This window comes from Burkholderia sp. MS389 (assembly GCF_016899425.1).
Taxonomy (GTDB): domain Bacteria; phylum Pseudomonadota; class Gammaproteobacteria; order Burkholderiales; family Burkholderiaceae; genus Burkholderia; species Burkholderia sola.
Window position 1 is genome coordinate 368,770 of the sequence record NZ_CP045995.1, and the last position, 19,263, is coordinate 388,032.

At 67.7% G+C, this 19,263-nt stretch carries 15 protein-coding genes and 1 pseudogene; 6 read left to right on the forward strand and 10 right to left on the reverse strand.

Annotated elements, in window-relative coordinates:
• The first annotated feature begins 9 nt into the window (after positions 1 to 9).
• Entirely contained in the window at positions 10 to 384 is a 375-nt protein-coding gene (locus tag GJG85_RS18175) for a hypothetical protein (protein ID WP_089489329.1), read from the forward strand.
• 39 nt (positions 385 to 423) lie between these two features.
• Here GJG85_RS18175 and GJG85_RS18180 read toward each other — a convergent pair.
• A pseudogene (locus GJG85_RS18180) lies at positions 424 to 1,217 on the reverse strand (SDR family oxidoreductase).
• A 160-nt stretch (positions 1,218 to 1,377) separates the two neighbouring features.
• Here GJG85_RS18180 and GJG85_RS18185 point away from each other — a divergent pair.
• Positions 1,378 to 2,223, forward strand: a complete 846-nt coding sequence (locus GJG85_RS18185; protein ID WP_204384246.1) for an AraC family transcriptional regulator — start codon at positions 1,378 to 1,380, stop codon at positions 2,221 to 2,223.
• A 12-nt stretch (positions 2,224 to 2,235) separates the two neighbouring features.
• On the opposite strand, the gene GJG85_RS18190 is transcribed toward GJG85_RS18185, so the two are convergent.
• The 4 genes from GJG85_RS18190 to nthA all read right to left on the reverse strand — a co-directional run bounded on the left by GJG85_RS18190 (position 2,236) and on the right by nthA (position 5,569).
• Entirely contained in the window at positions 2,236 to 2,823 is a 588-nt protein-coding gene (locus GJG85_RS18190) for a LysE family translocator (protein ID WP_050010964.1), read from the reverse strand.
• A 187-nt stretch (positions 2,824 to 3,010) separates the two neighbouring features.
• Entirely contained in the window at positions 3,011 to 4,273 is a 1,263-nt protein-coding gene (locus GJG85_RS18195) for a GTP-binding protein (RefSeq protein WP_050010965.1), read from the reverse strand.
• Entirely contained in the window at positions 4,270 to 4,923 is a 654-nt protein-coding gene (nthB, locus tag GJG85_RS18200; protein WP_124630277.1) for a nitrile hydratase subunit beta, read from the reverse strand. The genes GJG85_RS18195 and nthB overlap by 4 nt, the downstream gene beginning before the upstream one ends.
• Before the next feature lie 46 nt (positions 4,924 to 4,969).
• The gene (gene nthA, locus GJG85_RS18205) at positions 4,970 to 5,569 is read right to left on the reverse strand and encodes a nitrile hydratase subunit alpha (RefSeq protein ID WP_050010967.1); all 600 of its coding nucleotides are present in this window, start codon (positions 5,567 to 5,569) and stop codon (positions 4,970 to 4,972) included.
• A 511-nt stretch (positions 5,570 to 6,080) separates the two neighbouring features.
• Between nthA and GJG85_RS18210 the strand changes: the two genes are divergently transcribed.
• The 4 genes from GJG85_RS18210 to GJG85_RS18225 all read left to right on the forward strand — a co-directional run bounded on the left by GJG85_RS18210 (position 6,081) and on the right by GJG85_RS18225 (position 10,892).
• Complete coding sequence (locus GJG85_RS18210) at positions 6,081 to 6,977, forward strand: transporter (RefSeq protein ID WP_050010968.1); 897 nt, start codon at positions 6,081 to 6,083, stop codon at positions 6,975 to 6,977.
• 95 nt (positions 6,978 to 7,072) lie between these two features.
• Positions 7,073 to 8,125: a phenylacetaldoxime dehydratase family protein gene (locus GJG85_RS18215; protein ID WP_124630274.1), complete on the forward strand. Its 1,053-nt coding sequence runs from the start codon at positions 7,073 to 7,075 to the stop codon at positions 8,123 to 8,125.
• Between the two features lie 55 nt (positions 8,126 to 8,180).
• Positions 8,181 to 9,707: an amidase gene (locus tag GJG85_RS18220; RefSeq protein ID WP_124630273.1), complete on the forward strand. Its 1,527-nt coding sequence runs from the start codon at positions 8,181 to 8,183 to the stop codon at positions 9,705 to 9,707.
• Positions 9,708 to 9,851: 144 nt separating this feature from the next.
• Positions 9,852 to 10,892, forward strand: a complete 1,041-nt coding sequence (locus GJG85_RS18225; protein ID WP_124630272.1) for a helix-turn-helix domain-containing protein — start codon at positions 9,852 to 9,854, stop codon at positions 10,890 to 10,892.
• A 75-nt stretch (positions 10,893 to 10,967) separates the two neighbouring features.
• On the opposite strand, the gene GJG85_RS18230 is transcribed toward GJG85_RS18225, so the two are convergent.
• From GJG85_RS18230 to GJG85_RS18250, 5 genes are read right to left on the reverse strand one after another with little or no spacing between them, the layout of a single operon-like run.
• Positions 10,968 to 12,470 carry a heavy metal sensor histidine kinase gene (locus GJG85_RS18230; RefSeq protein ID WP_204384247.1) on the reverse strand — a complete coding sequence of 501 codons (1,503 nt, stop codon included), beginning with the start codon at positions 12,468 to 12,470 and terminating at the stop codon, positions 10,968 to 10,970.
• Positions 12,467 to 13,162: a heavy metal response regulator transcription factor gene (locus GJG85_RS18235; RefSeq protein WP_050010973.1), complete on the reverse strand. Its 696-nt coding sequence runs from the start codon at positions 13,160 to 13,162 to the stop codon at positions 12,467 to 12,469. Before GJG85_RS18235 ends, GJG85_RS18230 begins: the two co-directional genes overlap by 4 nt.
• Before the next feature lie 33 nt (positions 13,163 to 13,195).
• Positions 13,196 to 14,707: an efflux transporter outer membrane subunit gene (locus GJG85_RS18240; protein ID WP_124630341.1), complete on the reverse strand. Its 1,512-nt coding sequence runs from the start codon at positions 14,705 to 14,707 to the stop codon at positions 13,196 to 13,198.
• A gap of 5 nt (positions 14,708 to 14,712) precedes the next feature.
• Positions 14,713 to 15,942 carry an efflux RND transporter periplasmic adaptor subunit gene (locus tag GJG85_RS18245; protein ID WP_050010974.1) on the reverse strand — a complete coding sequence of 410 codons (1,230 nt, stop codon included), beginning with the start codon at positions 15,940 to 15,942 and terminating at the stop codon, positions 14,713 to 14,715.
• 36 nt (positions 15,943 to 15,978) lie between these two features.
• Complete coding sequence (locus tag GJG85_RS18250) at positions 15,979 to 19,227, reverse strand: efflux RND transporter permease subunit (RefSeq protein WP_204384248.1); 3,249 nt, start codon at positions 19,225 to 19,227, stop codon at positions 15,979 to 15,981.
• Positions 19,228 to 19,263 lie beyond the last annotated feature (36 nt).

The window sequence follows — 19,263 nt, forward strand, 5'->3', positions numbered from 1 at the left end:
TTCCCGAGCATGCGATTGATTCCGATGGCCCGTCCCGCAGCGACGCTGTCCCTGGCCGCCAGTTGCCTGATGTTGCATGGCTGTGCGTGGTTCGACTCGTGGCTGCCGTTCTCGTATTCGCGCACGCCGCTTGCACGGGCCGCGTCGCGGCACGGCGCGACGCGCGCCGACGTCGTCCGCGTCGCCGGCAACCCGCGCAGCGTCTGGATGGTCCGTAACGGCGGCGGCGTCTGCTACAACTACTTTATCGAGCACGGCAACGATCACCGCGCGTACTTCGTCGTGTTCGACAAGGCCGGCGTCGTCACGCAGTCCGGCTTCGATACCTGCATGGACGCCGATCGCAAGGGCACGCTCCAGTCCGGCAAGCGCGCGTCGCGCTAGGGCGGCGGCCACGCGCGGCGCGAGCGCGTCATCCGGCCGTCACGCTATCGTGTCGACCACGCCGCCGTCGACGCGCAATGCCGCGCCGGTCGTGGCCGACGCCTGCGGCGAGCATACGTACACGACCAGGTTCGCGACTTCCTCCGTCGTCGCCGGCCGCTGGATGATCGAGCTCGCGCGTTCGCTGCGCACGAACTCCACGGCAATGTCGTCGATGCTGCGGCCCGTTTCGTCAGCCTGCGCCTTCAGCATCTCGCGCACGCCTTCCGACATCGTCGGCCCCGGCAGCACCGAATTGACGGTCACGCGGGTGCCGGCCGCGAGCTTCGCGAGGCCGCGCGCGATCGACAACTGCGCGGTTTTCGTGAACCCGTAATGAATCATGTCGACGGGGATGTTCAGGCCCGATTCCGACGAAATGAACACGATGCGCCCGGCATTGCGTTCGATCATCCCTTTGAGGTAATGCCGCGCGAGCCGCACGCCGGACATCACGTTGATCTGGAAAAATGTTCCCATTCGGCGTCGTCGATGTCGAAGAACGCCTTCAGGCCGTAGATGCCCGCGTTGTTGACGAGAATGTCGGCGTTCGGCGTGTGCTGCGTGACGCGCGCGACGCCGGCCGCGTCGGACAGGTCGGCGGCGACGCCGTCGAAGTTTGCGCCGGGCACGGCGTCGCGCAGTTTCCCGAGCGCGGACTGCACCGACGTGTCGCTGCGGCCGTTGACGACGACGTGCGCGCCGGCGCGCGCGAGGCCTTCGGCGATCGCGAAGCCGATGCCGGCGGTGGAAGCGGTGACGACCGCGGTCTTGCCTTTCAGATCGATCTGCATGTGTGTACCGGTGGGAAGAGGACGCGGAACCCGCCGCGTCTGCCGCGGCGGCCGAATTCAAAGCTTAGGCGATCCAGCCGCGAAGCGTCGGCTCGCTGTTGCGCGGCACCGCACAGTCTTGTACGGTGAGCGTTCGCCGTTCGAACCGGGAGCCCGCCGCGTGAGCCGTACCGCCAACCGATCCGCCGTACCGTCGCCGTTCTGGCGCGATACCGCGCTGCCGTTCATCGAGGCGCGCACCGTCGACGACGGGCGCGCGATCTGCTACGCGAAGCACACGCACGACACGTTTTCGGTGGGCGCGATCGTCGGCGGTACGAGCACGTACGTGAACGGCGCGACGCACGCACACGTCGGGCGCGGCGTGCTCGTGATCATCGATCCGGAGCAGGTGCACGCATGCAATCCGTACGGTGCCGATGCGTGGGCGTACCGGATGGTCTATGTCGACGTGCCGTGGCTCGCGCGGCTGCAACATTCGCTGGGCCGCGATCCGAACCGCGATTTTCACGGGTTTTCGCCGAAGTTGACCGAGCGCGGCGATCTGTTCGCGCAATTTGGCGGCTTCTACCGCACGCTGGTGTCGCCCGCCACCGATGCGCTCGGCAAGGAGAGCGCGGCGGTCGAATTCTTCACGGCGCTGCACGGCGCGCTCGACCGCGAACTGCCCGACCCACGGCCCGGAGACGACAACGCCAAGCTCGCGCGCGCGGCCGACTACATCGCCGCCCATTGCCGCGAAGCCATCACGCTCGATGCGATCTGCGCGGCGGCCGACCTGTCGCCGTCGTACCTGATCCGCGCGTTCAATGCGCGTTACGGGATGACGCCGCATGCGTTCCTGATCGATCGGCGCGTGCAGTACGGCCGCACCGAGTTGCGCCGCGGCCGGCCGATCGCCGAAGTCGCGCTCGACGCCGGCTTCGCGGACCAGGCGCATTTCCAGCGCGCCTTTCGGCGGATCGCGGCCGCGACGCCGGGGCAGTACCGCAGCGCGAGGCGCTGAACGCAACGGTGTCTACACGTCGAGCAGAAACAGCGCGCTGCCCGCGAGCAGCAGCGCCATCAGCCGGTTGAACACGCGCATGCGCCGCGCGTTCGCGAGCCGGTGCCGCAGCGACGCGCCCGCATAACCCCAGCATGCGATCGACGCGAAGCAGATCACCAGATACAGCGCGGCGAACTGCCAGACCTGCGCGCGGTCGCCGTCGGCCGCATACGCGCCCATCGCGGCCACGCACGCGAGCCACGCCTTCGGATTGAGCCACTGCATCGCCGCGCCGGCCGCCGCCGACGGGCCGGCCACGTCCGGATCGGCCGCGAGCCGGCCGTCGTCGAGCGCGAGCCGCAGCGCCAGGTAAAGCAGGAACGCGATCCCCGACCACTGCGTGGCCGTCGTCAGTGCGGGCCAGCGCGCGAGCGCCGCGTGCAGGCCGAGGCCGATCAGCAGGAACAGCGCGACGAAGCCTAGCGTGGCGCCGGCCGCGTAGCGCAGGCTCGCGCCGAGGCCATGGCGCGCGCCCGCGCTGAGCGCGACGATGTTGACGGGACCGGGGGTGATCGACGAGGCGAGCGCGAACGCGGCCATCGAAACCAGCATGCTCATCAGGTGTCTCCATGCGACATGTTGAAAGTCGCATCGAGACTACGGGCGCGGCGTCGGCCCGTATTGAAGAAAACTGCCCTCGGCGGTGCTGCCGGGATTCACGTCGTGCTGAACCGCGCGCAGCGCTCACGGGCCGACCGAAAGCGATAGGGCGCAGGCGTTGCGGCCGAAGCCATCCAGTCTCACTTCACGGATGGGCAGTAGTCGCGAGCGCGTCGAACGCGTCGGCTTCCGGAAGCCGGCGCCACGACTCCGGGCCTGCGTCGATTTCTTCGACCGTCAGCAGACACGCATCGAGTTCCCGCTGCAACTGGACGTGATCGATCGACTGACCGATGAACACGATTTCCTGCCGGCAATCGCCTGTCGGCTCTTCCCATTTTTTCAGCACACCGTCGCGACGATAGTCGTCGTGCGGCCAGTCCGACGGGGGCGTAAACCGCCACCATCGGCCAACGTAGCCCCACTGGAACGCGTCGCCGGCCTGCACGAGCATGGCGGTTTCGGCATAGCGGTGCGCAGCCCACACATATCCCTTGCAGCGAAGCAGCCGGCCGTTGGTCCAGGGGCGACGCAGCCACGCGAGCAGGCGCGCCGGATGAAACGGCGCACGTTCGCGATAGACCCACGATGCGATTCCGTATGTATCCGATTCCGACGGGCGCTCGTCGGCCTGCATGCGTTGCATCCATCCCGGAGATTCGACGAGTGCCGGTAGATCGAAGCGCCGCGTATCGAGGACGTCCGACGGATCGATCCCGCCGTGCTGCATCGGCAGGATTCGCGCGGACGGATTCAGCGATGCAAGGACTGCGCGCAGCCTGTCGAAACCCGCGTCGCCGATCCGGTCGAGTCGGCTCACGAGGATCACGTTCGCATATTCGACTTGTTCGATCAGCAGGTCCGACAGCGTGCGCGGTGGACCGGTGCCGCTGCCGTTCGCGAGCGGGGCGTCGCGCGTGACCGGTTCGACCGACGCGATCATGTCCTCGAACGTCTCGCCGTTGACCACCGTGACGAGCGTGTCCAGCCGCGCGAGTTCGCTGAGGCTGAAACCGTCCCGATCGAGAAACGCGAACGTCTCCGCAACCGGCATCGGCTCCGAGATGCCGGTCGACTCGATCAGCAGATAATCGAAGCGATGCTGCCGCGCAAGCGTGCTGATCTGCTCGAGCAAATCGGCGCGCAGCGTACAGCAGATGCAACCGTTGCTCATTTCGACCAGTTCGTCCTCGCCTCGATGCAGCTCGACGTTGCGACGCACGTCGTCGGCGTCAACGTTGACTTCGCTCATGTCGTTGACGATCACGGCGACCTTCAGGCCGGCGCGATTGCGCAGGATATGGTTCAGCACCGTCGTCTTCCCGGCACCGAGGAAGCCGGACAGCACCGTGACCGGAATCCTCGGCGCCGGGGCGGCCGACACTTGTCGATTGTCCGGCGTCGTCATGCGCTCTGCCCGGACGCGCGATCCAGGTAGCCTTCGAACAGGTCGACCACGACATAGCCGTCGTCGGCGGCGTCACCCCACAGATCCTTCACGCGGAACTCGACATGATAGGTCGGCTGATGCGCGGCGCCGGTGTCGCCGTGGCCGATCGCGTCCGGGAACGGCCACGATTCGGTTGTCCGGTGCAACACGACGCCCGTCTTGCCGCGAACGTAGCCCGGCGCGCGGATGTGTCCGCTGACGTATTCGTCGCGAACGACGACGCGATCGCCGACCTCGAACCGCGTCGACTCGGCCGGGGCTGCCCGGCCGCCGGCGCGCGGCGGGTTCGCGAGCCGGAAAGGCGAACCGAGCGCGCGGTCGAGTTCATCCTGCGTGAGCACGCCGGTTTCGACGAGCAATGTCGCGGTCGCGATCACGTAGCGCTCGTAGTAGCGCGTGCCGACGTGCTGGCGCACGTCGATGCGCTCGACTGCGTGACGTACCTCGTCGACGCTGAATTTTTTCAGTGGGTCCACCCCGACGAACATCAGGCTGTACGCGAGATGCTCCCAGTCTTCCTTGAAGACCGGTTTGTAGCCGAGACTGTTGATCGTATGCGGCACCGGGCCGAAACCCTGGAATCCGCCGAGGTCGTGAAAGCCGTCCATATGTGATCTCCGAGATGTGAAAGTCGAGCGCGAAACGCGGTGCGAGTCAGTGCGCGCGCGGTAGCGCAACGCCGATCAGCACGTCCTTCGTGACGAGCGCGCGCAGTTGTTCCTCGGTCATGTGCTCGCTGCCGGCCGGCCGCACGGGCAGCACGAGATAGCGGCTTTCGGCGGTCGTGTCCCAGACCTTCACGACGACGTCGTCGGGCAGGTCGGTGCCGAGTTCCCGCAGCACCGTGCGCCCTTCGCGGACGAGCCGCGCACGATATTCGAAGCCCTTGTACCACTCGGGCGGCAGCCCGAGCACCGGCCAGTTCGTGCATGAGCACAGGCTGCAGACGATCACGTTCTTCAGCGTCGGGGTGTCCTCGAGCGCGACGATGTATTCGCCCTGCGGGCCGGTGTAGCCGAACTGCGCGCACGCGGCCGTGCCGTCCTTCAGCAGAAGTTCGCGAAATGCCGGGTCGACCCACGCACGCGCGACGATGCGCGCGCCGTTGGCCGGATCCCAGGTCGTGGACATCAGCTCGGTCAGGTTTTCGATATAGCCGTCGGGAATCAGGTTCTTCTCTTTCATCACGCGAAACAGCGCCCAGGCGCGTTCGCCGGGCGTCGACGCTGTTTCCTCGGAAGCAATCGGGTTCATCGTGGGGGCTCCTTGTCGTGGTTCGGGTCGACCGCCGCCACGACGTTGCGACTGGCGTGGCGGGGATGGGCGCGTCGTGTCGGTCACGCTCGATGAGCAGGGTAAGAAGAGAAAAAGCGCGGTTCTTTGCCGGCACGGATCGGAAACTATGCCGAGACGGCCCCGTGGCGCGGCGGGCGCCTACGCGCAACGGATGCCCGGCGATGCGCGGCATCTACAGCGCGTCCGGCATGAAACGGCGGCCGCCCGCGCACGTTTCGCGACCGCTGCGGGGCGCCGGCCGCGGAGGCCCGCCACAGCCAATTTCTTGTTCCGCCGGAAAACAGAAATGCGGATTTTGCCTTTCTATTCTCACCCTCAAGCGACGGCCGTTCGATGTCGCGAATCGTCGGCACTCGCCCGAGTACCGGCGGAATAACAGTCAGCCAGCACCCGCGATTCCACCGTCCGGCAACGGTTTCCGTTCGTCGTACGTCGAGCGTGGCGGTGTCTGCGCATCCAGGTGAGGAGCATGATGGACAACGTCAAAAGAATGAAGCTGAAGCGAATCGCGCGCTGGATCGGCCTGTCGCTGATGGTCGTCGCATCGCATTACGCGGGCGCGGTCGAGGTCGATCCCGGCGACTACGAGCAGTATCCGGTGGGCGCGACGATAGGCGTGCTGTACTACAACTATTCGGCGACGAACGCGTACTACGCGAATGGCCAGCGGACGTCGGATTTCGACCTGCAGTCCAATGTCGGCATCGCCCGCCTGCTGCATGTGTTCCAGCTCACCGACAGGCTCACGATCGATCCGCAGGTACTGCTGCCGTTCGGTCACATCAGCAGCTTCGGCAACGCAGGCGCGCTTGGCAGTACGAACGGCGTCGGCGACGTGATCCTGACCGCGCCGTTGAAATTCCGCCTGAACGAAGCGAAGGACGTCGTCGCCGCGACGGTCTACGTCTACGCGCCGACCGGGAGTTACGACCAGAACCGGGGCCTCAATCTCGGTGCCAACCGCTGGTCGCTCGATTTCCAGGCCGCCTACGTCAAGCACTTTTCGCCGCAGTGGGCACTCGATCTCGTCGGCGACGCGATCTGGTACGGCAACAACACGTCGTACGGCGCGAACGGTGCGACGCTGCATCAGCGGATGAGCTACAGCGCCCAGGCGATGGTGCGTTACATGCCCGATCCGGGCACGTCGCTCGGGGTCGGCATCACCCAGTTCTGGGGCGGTGAAACGAGCGTCGGCGGCGCGGACAACGACGACGCGCTTCGCACCACGCGCCTGCGGATCACCGCGGCGAAGTTCGTGACGAAGGCCGACCAGGTGCAAATCCAGCTCGGCACCGATCTGAGCGTGCGTAACGGCCCGAAAAACAGTGTGCTCGCCGGCCTGCGTTACGCGCACATCTTCTGACGATCCGCATGCGCCGGGATATGGCCGGCGCATGGCGTTTCGCGTCCCCACGTCGAACCTTCGACACCCGATTTCCTTTTCCAGAGAGGTCACGCATGGAATCCGCCATCGACAAACACCTGATCTGCCCGCGGACGCTGTCGCGCCGCGTCGCCGACGATTACCAGCCGCCGTTCCCGATGTACGTCGCCCGGGCCGCCGAAGATCTGAGCCAGGTCGTGATGGGCTACTTCGGCGTCCAGTATCGCGGCGCCGACAAGCGCGCGGCGGCGCTGGCCGCGTTGCGCCGGATCGTCGCCGATTTCGGTGCGCAGGACGGTCCGAACTCCTTCGACCTGACGCAACACACCGATGACCAGGGCTACGAGAATCTGATTGCCGTCGGCTACTGGCGCGATCCGGCCGCGTATGCACGCTGGATCGCGTCGCCGGCACTCGTCGAATGGTGGGCCTCCGACGCACGCCTCGCGGACGGGATCGGCTACTTCCGGGAAATCGTCGCGCCACGCGCCGAGCAGTTCGAGACGCTTTACGCATTTACGAGCGATTTCCCCGGCGTCGGCGCGATCATGGACGGCGTCAGCGGCGAGATCGAGGAGCACGGTTACTGGGGATCGATGCGTGACCGGTTCCCGATCTCGCAGACGGACTGGATGCGCGCGGACGGCGAATTGCGCATCGTCGAGGGTGATCCGGCTCGCGGCGGCCGTGTGGTCGTACTGGCGCACGACAACATCGCGCTGATTCGGTCCGGTCAGGACTGGCGCGCGGCGGAGAGTGACGAGCGCCAACTGTATCTGGAGGAGATCGAGCCGACGCTGCGCAGCGGAATGGAATTCCTGCGCGACAACGGCAAGGACGTCGGCTGCTACAGCAATCGCTACGTGCGTTCGATCGATCTCGACGGCAACGTGCTCGACGAAAGTTACAACATCGGCCACTGGCGCTCGCTCGACCGCCTCGAGCGCTGGGCCGAATCCCATCCGACGCACCTGCGGATCTTCGTCACGTTCTTCCGCGTCGTCACCGGGCTGTCGAAACTGCGGCTGTATCACGAGGTTTCCGTTTTCGACGCAAGGCATCAGGTCTACGAATACGTGAACTGTCATCCGCGCACCGGGCTGATGCGCGACGCCGTCGCCCGCTGAATCCCACCGGCGCCGCCAACGCTGGCGGCGCCGCTTACCGAACTGGAGAACGTCGATGGCCATCAAACGCCCGACTCGCGAACAACTGTCCGACATTGCAGCCGGCTTCGGCTTTCATGTCGATTCCCGCCAGCTCGCCGAATACGACGAGGCGCTGCAGGCGAACTTCGACGCGTACGACGTGATCGACGCGCTGCCCGACCATCTGCCCGTCGTCGCGTATCCGCGCACGCCCGGCTACCGCCCAGAAGGCGACGAGAACCGGTACGGCGCATGGGCGCACAAGAGCACGATCCACGGCGCCGCCGACGGCAAGCTGCGCGGCAAGACGGTGGCCGTGAAAGACAACATCTGCGTCGCCGGCGTGCCGATGCGCAATGGCGCGAGCACGTTCGAGGGCTACGTGCCCGATATCGACGCGACCGTCGTCACGCGGGTGCTCGACGCCGGCGCGACGATCGCCGGCAAGTCGACCTGCGAGTACTACTGCTTTTCCGGGGGCTCGCACACGAGCGCGTCGGGGCCGGTGCACAATCCGCGCAAGGCCGGACACTCGTCCGGCGGCTCGTCGTCCGGCAGCGGCGCGCTGGTCGCGAGCGGCGAGGTCGACATGGCGCTCGGCGGCGACCAGGGCGGCTCGGTGAGAATCCCGTCCGCCTATTGCGGCATCTACGGGATGAAGCCGACGCACGGGCTCGTGCCGTATACCGGCGCGATGCCGATCGAGGCGACCGTCGATCATCTCGGGCCGATGACGAGCACCGTGCTCGACAACGCGCTGCTGCTCGATGTCATCGCAGGCGACGACGGGCTCGATCCGCGCCAACGGATGGTGCCGCCGCGGGCCGATTATCTCGGCGCGATCCGCGACGGCATCGCGGGCCTGCGGATCGGCATTCTGCGCGAGGCGTTCGGGCTCGCGAATTCGGAGAAAGTGGTCGACGAGGCCGTGCGGGTCGCCGCGCTCCGGCTGCGCAAGCTGGGCGCGAGCGTCGACGAAGTGTCGGTGCCGCTGCATGCGGCCGGCACCGCGATCTGGCTGCCGATTGCGGCCGAGGGGGCGACGCAGCAGATGATGAAGGGCAACAGCCACGGTTTCAACTGGGACGGCCTGTACGTGACCGGCATGATCGATCATCACGCGGGCTGGCGCGAGCGCGCCGATGAGTTGCCGGATACCGTGAAGGTGACGATGCTGCTCGGCGAATATTTCACGAGCCGGTATCGCGGGCGCTATTACGCGAAGTGCCAGAACCTCGCGCGACGCTTGCGTTCGGCTTACGACGCGGCGCTGCAGTCGTATGACGTATTGCTGATGCCGACCGTCCCGATCCGCGCGTCGGCACTGCCGGAGCCCGGCTGTGCGATGTCCGAGTCGCTGACGCGGGCGTTCGAGATGCTCGCGAATACCGCGCCGTTCGACGTGTCCGGGCATCCGGCCATATCGCTGCCGTGCGGGGTGGCCGACGATCTGCCGATCGGGCTGCAACTGGTCGGGCGCCGCTTCGACGAGGCGACGCTCTATCGCTGCGCCTATGCGTATGAGCAGTCTTCCGACTGGCGTCAGACGACCTTCGCATGACATGCCCGGCGCGGCAGCGCATCGCCGCCGCGCCGCCTGTCGGTCCGGCCGGCCACGCGGCTTTCACGGTGGCCGATTGGACAATGCGCTTTTGAACGGGCACGCTACAGACTGCGTGTTGGCTAACCCATGTGGGGCACGACCATGACGATGCGTCCTTTCCCGCGCGCCGCAAGCGGCGACGCGCCCGGCCCGGCGGCCGACAGCCCGCCGGACGAATGGACGAATTCGGCCATCGAGGTGGCCACCGACGGCTCGGTCAGCCAGCGTATCGAGTTTTGGCGCGAGACGATTCTGCGTTTGTTCGCGGACGTGCAGATCGCCGCCGTGCAGAAGGCCGATTTCTTCGGCCAGGTGCGGCAGCGCAAATGCGAAAAGATGCGGATCTCGGAAATTCACGCAAGCGAGCAGGCCGTGATCCGGCGCTATCGCCAGGCGCGGAGCGAGTACGAGGACAAGTATTTCGGCGTATTGATGCTCGAGGGCAGCCAGTCGGTCGAACAGGACGGCAAGATCGTCACGCTGCACCCCGGGGATTTCGCGATCTACGACGCGACCCGGCCTCACCACCTGCAGTTTGGCCAGTCGTGGCGCGAGATCGTCGTCAGCATTCCGCGCGCGACCCTGAACCAGCTCGTCGTCGGGATGGAACACCGCACGGCTTGCCCGACGCACACCGGGGAGGGCGTCGGCAGCGTCATGCGTGCGTTTCTCGAGCAGATGTCGTCGCAGATCCGCAGCGTGACCGAGGACGAGATGCGGCAGTTGTCGGATACCGCGATCTCGCTGATCGCGATGACGCTCGGCGGCATGCAGCGCAACGACCTCGCGCAATCGAGGATGAAGGCGTTGACGCTGACGCGCGTGAAGCGGCATCTGCTCGAGCACCTGCACGACCCGGAGCTGAGTCCGATGATGATCGAGCGGTCGATCGGGATTTCGTCGCGGTACATCAACAAGCTGTTCGAGGCCGAAAACACGTCGCTGATGCGCTACGTGTTGAACCTGCGGCTCGAACGGTGCGCGCAGGATCTCGCGAATCCGCAATGCGCGGTGCTGCGCGTGTCCGACATCGCGTTGCGCTGGGGATTCAACGACATGTCGCATTTCAGTCGCGTGTTTCGCGAGCGGTTCGCGATGTCGCCGCGGGCGTGGCGCGAGCAGGGCGGCAAGCCGCGCGCGTAACGCGTCGTCACGGGCCGCGTTCGCGTCAGGCAAGCGCCGATCGGAAGCGGCTGGACGTCGACAGGCGCGACGCCGTCAGTGCAACGCGCGCGGCACGTGCGCCGGGCGAGCGCCGCGCGGATCCGCCGGATTGGCCGGATTGGCCGGATTGGCCGGCTCGGTGGAATCGGCCGGGCCAGCGGCGTCGGCCGCGCGCAGCGGCCCGCCCGACCACGGTTGCGTCGACACCGAAAAACCGAACGTGTTGACGCCGCCCGAGCACGCGACGAACACGCCGCCGCCGTGCATCTCGGCCACGGCCTTGACGATCGACAGCCCGAGCCCGTGGTTTTCCTTGCTGTTCGCGCGCGCTTCCTCCAGCCGGTAGAAGCGCTCGAACACGTGCGCGCGCTGCACCGGATCGATCGGCTCGCCGGGGTTCGACACGGCCATCTCGACGAGCGCGTCGCGGCGCGCGATCGTCACGTTCAGCGTCGCGCCCGGCGCCGAATGCTGGATCGCGTTGATCAGCAGGTTCGTCATCGCGCGGCGGAACAGCGACGGATCGACGGCCGCGCGCGCATCGCCGTGCAGTTCGGCGCGCAACTGCGCCTCGTCGAGCGGGATTTCGAGGAAGTCGAGCATGCGCCGCACCTCGTCGGCGAGCGACACGTCCTTCAGGTCGGTCGCGCGTTCGCCGCGGTCGCTGCGCGACAGGAACAGCATGTCGTTGATGATCACGCGCAGCCGCTCGAATTCCTCGAGATTCGACTGCAGCGTCTGGCGCATCCGGTCGACCGAGCGGTCGCGGCTCGTCAGCGCGACCTGGGTCTGGCCGATCAGGATGCTGATCGGCGTACGCAGCTCGTGCGCGACGTCCGCGTTGAACGCTTCGAGCCGCGCGTAGGTTTGCTGGATGCGTTCGAGCGCGCCGTTGAACGACGTCGCGAGATCGCGCAGCTCGCTCGGCAGCGCGTCGGTGTGCAACCGCTGGCGGCGGTTGGTCGCGCTCACGCTCGCCGCGTCCTGCGACAGCCGGTCGAGCGGCGCGAGCCCGAAGCGCGCGACCGCGCGGCTCAGCAGCAGCGTGATGACGGTGGCCGTCGCGATCAGCGCGGCCAGCGTCCACACGAAACGGCGCAGCATCCGCTGCGTGCGCTCGCACGACGACGCGACGATCAGCTTCACGTCCGGGCGCTCGCCGCTGCCCGCGATCGCGACGGTCTTCGTCATCACGTTGTAGCTGCTGTTGTTGAGCGCGTACTGCTGGAACGCACCGAATGGCTTGCCGTCGGGCACACCGTCGACGGGATGACCGAAGCGGAAAGCGGCGTCGGGGCTGTCGACCTGATAGCGCGTCGACCCGTCGGGCGGTTCGAGGTCGGCGAGCTTTTCCTGCATCACGCGGCCGCGCGCGGCCGTGGTCGCATGCGACACGATCATCTGCGCGACCTTCGCGCGCGTGTCGATCGTCGCGCGCAGCTCGGCGAGCAACTGGCGCTCCATCATCACGAACAGCCCGCAGCCGACCAGCGTGAACACGAGCAGCGACACGATGCCGAACATCGCCGACAGGCGCAGGGCGATCGAGCGTTTCATGCGTGTCGCTCCACGTCGCCGTCCTCGCGCGCCTCGAGCACGTAGCCCATCCCGCGGATCGTGTGCAGCAGCTTGTCCGCGAACGGGCCGTCGAGCTTCGCGCGCAGGCGCTTGATCGCCGTCTCGACGACGTTCGCGTTGCTGTCGAAGTTCACGTCCCACACGAGTTCGGCGATGGTCGTTTTCGACAGCACCTCGCCGCTGCGCCGCGCGAGCACGCCGAGCAGCTGGAATTCCTGCGCGGTCAGGTCGAGCCGCGCGCCGTCGCGAGTCGCGCGGCGGCCGATCAGGTCGACGCGCAGGTCGCCGATCGAGATCAGCGTCGATTCCTGCACGCGCGCGCGGCGCGTCAGCGCGCGCAGCCGTTCGATCAGTTCGAGGAACGAGAACGGCTTGGTCAGGTAGTCGTCGGCGCCGCCGCGCAAGCCCCGCACGCGGTCGTCGACACGATCGCGCGCGGTCAGCATGATCACCGGCGTCTGCTTCTGCGCGCGCAACGCGCGCAGCACGCCGAAGCCGTCGAGCTTCGGCAGCATCACGTCGAGCACGACCACGTCGTAGTCGAATTCGACAGCTTTCCACGCACCGTCCTCGCCGTCGAGCGCGGTGTCGACGACCCAGCCTTCCTCGGTCAGACCGCTTTTCAGGTATTCGACGACTTTCGGTTCGTCCTCGACGATCAGCACTTTCATGTTCGTTGTCCGCGTAACCGGGTTAAGGGCGGCTCAAGGCCCGACGCTCGCGCCGCGCGGCGGGGCCGCCGACGCGACGTCGGACGGCGCGGGGCCGTTAGACGCATCGCCGTCCCAGCCGCCGCCGAGCGCCTTCGCGAGAAACACGACGAGCGCCGCGCGCTGGCCCTGGATCTGCACGGCCTGGCGCTCGCTCGTCAGCAGTTGCTGCTGGGCCGTCAGCACGTCGATGAACGGCGTCAGGCCGCCCGCGTAGCGGTCCTGCGCGAGCGACACGAGCTTGCGCGCGTCGTCGACGGCCGCCGACGCCTGCTGCGCCGCCTGCGCGAGCACCGACAGGCCGGTCACCGCATTTTGCACCTCCTGGAACGCGGTGAGCACGGTCTGCCGGTAGCTGGCCTGCGCGGCGACGTAGCCGGCCTGCGCGAAATCGACGCCGGCCTTCAGCTTGCCGCCCTCGAACAGCGGCTGGCTGAGCGACCCGCCGACCGACCACAGCAGCGCCGGCACGGTGAACAGGCCCGCGAAGCGCGTCGCGTCCCAGCCGATGTCCGGCGACAGCGTGATGCGCGGGAAATACGCGGCGCGCGCGACGCCGATCTGCGCGTTCGCGGCGGCCATCGCGCGCTCGGCCGACGCGACGTCGGGGCGCCGCTGCAGCAGGTCGCTCGGCATGCCGGTCGGCAGCGCGGGCGCGTTGATCGGCACCACGCGCGGCGGCAGCGAGAACGCGGGGGCCGGCGTGCCGACCAGCGTCGCGATCGCGGTTTCGACCTGCGCGCGCTGCTGAATCAGCAACTGCGCCTGCGTGCGCGTCGCGTCGAGCTGCGCGCGCTGCTGCAACAGGTCGAGACCCGACACCGCGCCGAGGTCGTGGCGCGCGCTCACGTAGTCGAGCGCCTTTTGTTGCAGTTCGATCGAACGCCTGACGACGTCGATCTCGGTGTCGAGCTCGCGCAGCGCGAAATAGCTCGACGCCAGATCGGCGCCGAGTACGAGGCGCGCGTTCGCGAAATCGTCGCGCGCCTGCTCGGAGCTGGCCTGCGCGGCTTCGACGTTGCGCCGCACGCGGCCGAACAGGTCGAGTTCGTAGCTGACCGCCGCGCCGACCTGGATCTCGTTCTGCACGGTCGACATGCTCTTCGTCGCGTAGTTGGTCTGCGGCCGGTCGGCGGAGATCTTGAAGCGCTGGCCGCTCGCGTTCAGCCCGACGGCCGGATACCGCGCGGATGCGACCGACGCGAGTGTCGCCTTCGCCTGGTCGTAGCGCGCGGCGACCGCCTTCAGGTTCTGGTTATTGCGCAGCGCATCGGCTTCCAGCGCGTCGAGCTGGGCGTCGCCGAACGCGGTCCACCAGGCCGGATCGAGCGGCGCGCGGGCCGGCGCGGCCGGCTGCCAGTATGCGTCGGCCGGATCGAGCCGCCACGCGGCCGGCGTGTCGACGGCCGGGCGCCGGTAATCCGGGCCGACCGTGCAGCCGGCGAGCACCGCCGCCGCGACGATCGCGACGGCGCCAATCGCGGCCGGGTGCACGCGCGTGCGTATCGCACTCACGACTTCGCTCCCGCGACGGCCGAGGCCGGCTGCGCCGCCGGCGCCTGCACGACGACCGCGTCGCCGGTCGCGAGCGCGTCGCTCGGGTTCGCGACGAGGCGATCGTTCGGCGTGATCGGCCCGTCGACTTCGAGCGTCTGCCCGATCGTGCGCACGACCGTCACCTGTTTCAGCCGGACCTTGCCGTTCGCATCGACGGTCGCGACCGTCGGGCCTTCGGCGCGGAACAGCAGCGTATTGGCCGGCACCTGCAGGCGGCCGACCGGCGTCATCGGCAGCGTCGCCTGCACGTACGCGCCGGGCAGCAGCCGCCCGTCCGGGTTCGGCAGCGTGATCTCGATCTGCAGCGAACGCGTGGCGACGTCGATCGCCTGCGACGTGCGCGTGATCGTGCCGTCGAAGGTCCGCCCCGGCAGCTCGGCCTGCGCGACGCTCACGTGCTGGCCGACCTTGATCTGCTGTGCATACGCCTGCGGCACCTGCACGTACAGGCGCAGCCGGTCGGCCTGCACGACCGTGAACAGCGAGCGGCCGGCGTTGCCGGAATTGACGAGATCGCCGACGTCGACGTTGCGCTGCGTGACGATCCCGTCGATCGGCGCGACGATCCGCTGGAAGCCCTTCAACTCGGTGAGGCGGCGCATGTTCGCGTCGGCCGCGGCGAGATTCGCGGTGCCCTGGTTGAACGCGCCTTGCCGGTCGTCGAGTTCCTGCTGAGACACGGCATCGCGCTGGCGCAGCTGCTGCGCGCGGTCGAACGACGTCTTCGCGAGCGCGAGCGACGCTTGCGCCTGCTGGCGTTGCGCGGTGGCCTGCGCGAGTTCCTGGTTCAGCTCCGGCGTGTCGAGTTCGGCGAGCGTTTGCCCCTGCTTCACGTGCGCGCCGATGTCGGCCTGCCAGCGCAGCACGTAGCCGCTGGCACGCGCATAGATCGGCGCCTCGACGAAGCCGCGCAGCGTGCCGGGCAGCGTCAGCTTGCCGCCGGTGGCCGCGTCTACCGGATGCACGACGCTCACGTACTGGCGCGTGTTCTGCTCGGCGACCGCGTCGAGGCGATGCCGGTTCAGCACGTTGACGACGAGGGTGCGCGCGGCGCCGGCGGCCAGCAGCACGCCGATCACGATCACGACGATCCGGCCGCGTCGCGACACCGACGCGCGCGCCGGCAGGTGCATGCCGTGTTCGTCCACCTGGATGCCGACGGCGCTGTGATGTTTCTCTTCCATGAATTCAACCAGTTCAACCGGGTAGTGGGGCGAAAGTCAGTGACCGGCCTGGCGCGCGCGTCGCCGGGCCAGTCGCGCATGCACGCCGCCGAACACGAGCGGCACGAACAGCAACGTCGAAACGGTCGCGAACAGCAGCCCGCCGATCACCGCGCGGCCGAGCGGCGCGTTCTGCTCGGCGCCTTCGCCGAGACCGAGCGCCATCGGCACCATCCCGATGATCATCGCGAGCGCCGTCATCAGCACCGGACGGATCCGTGTCGCGCCGGCTTCGAGCGCGGCCGTGAGCGGCGGCGCGCCGGCCGCGAGGCGCTGGCGCGCGAACGACACGACGAGAATGCTGTTCGCGGTCGCGACGCCGACCGTCATGATCGCGCCCGTCAGCGCGGGCACGCTCAGGTGCGTGCCGGTGACGAACAGCATCCAAGCGATGCCGGCGAGCGCGGCCGGCATCGCGCTGATGATGATCAGCGGGTCGAGCCACGACTGGAAATTGACGACGATCAGCAGGTAGACGAGCACGATCGCCATCGCGACGCCCGCGCCGAGGCCGACATACGACGTGCGCATCGTCTCGATCTGGCCGCGCATCGTGAGGTCGGTGCCGCGCGGCAGCGTCGCGCGCGCGTCGGCCACGATGCGGTCGATCTCGCCCGCGACCGCGCCGAGATCGCGGCCCTCGACGCTCACGTACACGTCGATCGCCGGGCGAATGTTGTAGTGCGTGATCACGGCCGGGTTCACGGTGCTGCGCACCTGCACCAGGTTGCCGAGCAGTTGCAGCGGCATGCCCGTGCGGCCGCTGGCGGAGATCGGCGTGCCGAGCAGGTCGTCGACCGACGACAGGTTGTATTGCGGGGTCTGGATCTGCAGCGGGTACTGGACGCCGGTGCGCGGGTTGATCCAGAACGACGGCGTCGTCTGCGAACTCCCCGACAGCGAGATCAGCATGTTCTGCGCGACGTTCTGCGCGGAGAGATTGAGCTGCTGCATGCGCGTACGGTCCATGTCGGCCAGCAGGGTCGGTTCGTCGTTGCGTTGCAGCACGTGCACGTCGACGGCGCCGGGGATTTGCCTGATCTTTTTCATCAGGCTGCTCGCAATGGTCATGTTACTCGCGAGATCGTTGCCGAGCACCTGCACGTCGATCGCGGCCGGCTGCCCGAAGTTGAGGATCTGCGTGATGATGTCCGACGGCTGGAAGAAGAACTCGACGCCCGGGAAGCGTTGCGGCAGCAGCGTGCGCAGCGTCTCGACGTAGTGCGCGGTCGCGCGGTGGCCGGGCTTCAGCGCGATCAGCAGCTCGCCGTCGAGCGTGCCGATCGTGCCGGCGTTGCTGTACGACAGGTTGATGCCGCTCACCGGCAGCCCGAGGTTGTCGACGATCGCGCCGAGCTCGTCGGGCGGCACGGTTTCGCGGATCACGCGCTCGACCTGGTCGGCGAGCCGCGCGGTTTCCTCGATCCGGTAACCGGTCGGCGCACGCACGTGCAGCCGGAGGTTGCCGGAATCGGCGTTCGGGAAGAAGTCGCGGCCGAGCACGAACACGAGGCCCGTCGACAGCACGCAGAAGGCGAGGAAGCACAGCGCGTAGAAGCGGCGGCGCACGAGCAGGATGCTGAGCAGCACGATGTACCACGCGCGCAGCCGTTCGAACGCATGGTTGAACGCGTGATGGATGCGCGCGAAGCGCGACGTCGAAGCGGCGGGGCCGGTGCTCGCCTGCTGCGGGCGGAACAGCAGCATCGCGAGCGTCGGCACCAGCGTGCGCGACAGCACGTACGACGCGAGCATCGCGAACACGACGGCTTCCGCGAGCGGCACGAACAGGAAGCGCGCGACGCCGGTCAGGAAGAACATCGGCACGAACACGATGCAGATGCACAGCGTCGACACGAGCGCGGGCACCGAGATTTCGCCTGCGCCTTCGAGAATCGCTTCGTGCAGGTCGGTACTGAACGACGACCCCCACGCTCCCTCCGGTCGCTGCCCCCCGAGGGGGCTGCTCGGCACGCTTGGGGCGGCCCGGCGCGTACCGAGATGCAAATGCCGCTCGATGTTCTCGATCGTGACGGTCGCATCGTCGACGAGAATGCCGACCGCGAGCGCAAGCCCGCCCAGCGTCATGATGTTGATGGTCTCGCCGAGCGCGGACAGCGCGATCAGCGACGTGAAGATCGACAGCGGGATCGAGATCGCGATGATCAGCGTGCTGCGCCAGTTGCCGAGGAACAGCAGGATCATCATCGCGGTCAGCACGGCGGCGATCAGCGCCTCGTGGATCACGCCCTGGACGGCCGCGTTGACGAACACCGACTGGTCGAACAGCGGCGTGATCGTGAGCCCCTCGGGCAGCGTCGGGATCACCTTCGGCAGCAGCGACTTCAGGTCCGACACGACCTTGAGCGTCGACGCGTCGCCGCTTTTCAGGATCGAGATCAGCACGCCGCGCTGGCCGTTCTGGCGCACGACGTTGGTCTGCGGCGCGAAGCCGTCGCGCACCGCCGCGACCTCGCGCAGGTAGGTCGTCGCGCCGTTGATCGTCTGGACCGGCAGGTTGCTGATGTCGGCGACCGTATCGGCCGACGCGTTCGTGTCGATCCGGTATTCGGTCTGTCCCATCTTCGCTGTGCCGGTCGGCAGCACGAGGTTCTGCGCATTGACCGCGTTGACGATGTCGGCCGGCGTGAGGCCCTTCGCTTGCAGCGCCTGCGGATCGAGGTCGATCGCGACCACGCGCGTGCGGCCACCGTACGGAAACGGAATCTGCACGCCCGGCACCGTGATCAGCTGCGGGCGCAGGAAGTTGAGCGCGATGTCGGCGAGCGACTGTTCGCTGAGCGTCTTGCTCGACAGCCCGAGCTGGATCACCGGAATGCTCGACGCGGAATAGGTGATCACGAGCGGCGGCGTCGCGCCCTGCGGCATCTGCCGCACGATCGCCTGCGCGGACGACACCGTCTGCGCGATCGCCGTCTGCACGTTCGCGCCCGGTTGCAGGAACACCTTCACGACCGCGATGCCGGGCAGCGACGTCGATTCGACGTGCTGGATGTTGTTGACGGTCGTCGTCAGGATCCGTTCATGGACGGACGTGATGCGATTCGTCATCTCCGTCGCGGAGAAGCCGCTGTAATTCCAGATCACGCTGATCACGGGGATGTTGATCGCGGGCAGCACGTCGACCGGTGTGCGCATCAGCGCAAGCGGGGTGGCCAGCACGATCATGATGGCCATCACGATGAACGTGTAGGGGCGCCTGAGCGCGAGATTGACGATCCACATGGAGGCAGCGGGGCAGGCGGTGATCGGGCGTCGGTG

Coding starts and splice junctions, on each gene's coding strand:
- GJG85_RS18175 (WP_089489329.1), top strand. CDS start 10: ATGCGATTGATTCCGATGGCCCGTCCCGCAGCGACGCTGTCCCTGGCC.
- GJG85_RS18190 (WP_050010964.1), bottom strand. CDS start 2,823: ATGAGCATGCTGGTTTCGATGGCCGCGTTCGCGCTCGCCTCGTCGATC.
- GJG85_RS18195 (WP_050010965.1), bottom strand. CDS start 4,273: ATGACGACGCCGGACAATCGACAAGTGTCGGCCGCCCCGGCGCCGAGG.
- nthB (WP_124630277.1), bottom strand. CDS start 4,923: ATGGACGGCTTTCACGACCTCGGCGGATTCCAGGGTTTCGGCCCGGTG.
- nthA (WP_050010967.1), bottom strand. CDS start 5,569: ATGAACCCGATTGCTTCCGAGGAAACAGCGTCGACGCCCGGCGAACGC.
- GJG85_RS18210 (WP_050010968.1), top strand. CDS start 6,081: ATGATGGACAACGTCAAAAGAATGAAGCTGAAGCGAATCGCGCGCTGG.
- GJG85_RS18215 (WP_124630274.1), top strand. CDS start 7,073: ATGGAATCCGCCATCGACAAACACCTGATCTGCCCGCGGACGCTGTCG.
- GJG85_RS18220 (WP_124630273.1), top strand. CDS start 8,181: ATGGCCATCAAACGCCCGACTCGCGAACAACTGTCCGACATTGCAGCC.
- GJG85_RS18225 (WP_124630272.1), top strand. CDS start 9,852: ATGACGATGCGTCCTTTCCCGCGCGCCGCAAGCGGCGACGCGCCCGGC.
- GJG85_RS18230 (WP_204384247.1), bottom strand. CDS start 12,470: ATGAAACGCTCGATCGCCCTGCGCCTGTCGGCGATGTTCGGCATCGTG.
- GJG85_RS18235 (WP_050010973.1), bottom strand. CDS start 13,162: ATGAAAGTGCTGATCGTCGAGGACGAACCGAAAGTCGTCGAATACCTG.
- GJG85_RS18245 (WP_050010974.1), bottom strand. CDS start 15,942: ATGGAAGAGAAACATCACAGCGCCGTCGGCATCCAGGTGGACGAACAC.
- GJG85_RS18250 (WP_204384248.1), bottom strand. CDS start 19,227: ATGTGGATCGTCAATCTCGCGCTCAGGCGCCCCTACACGTTCATCGTG.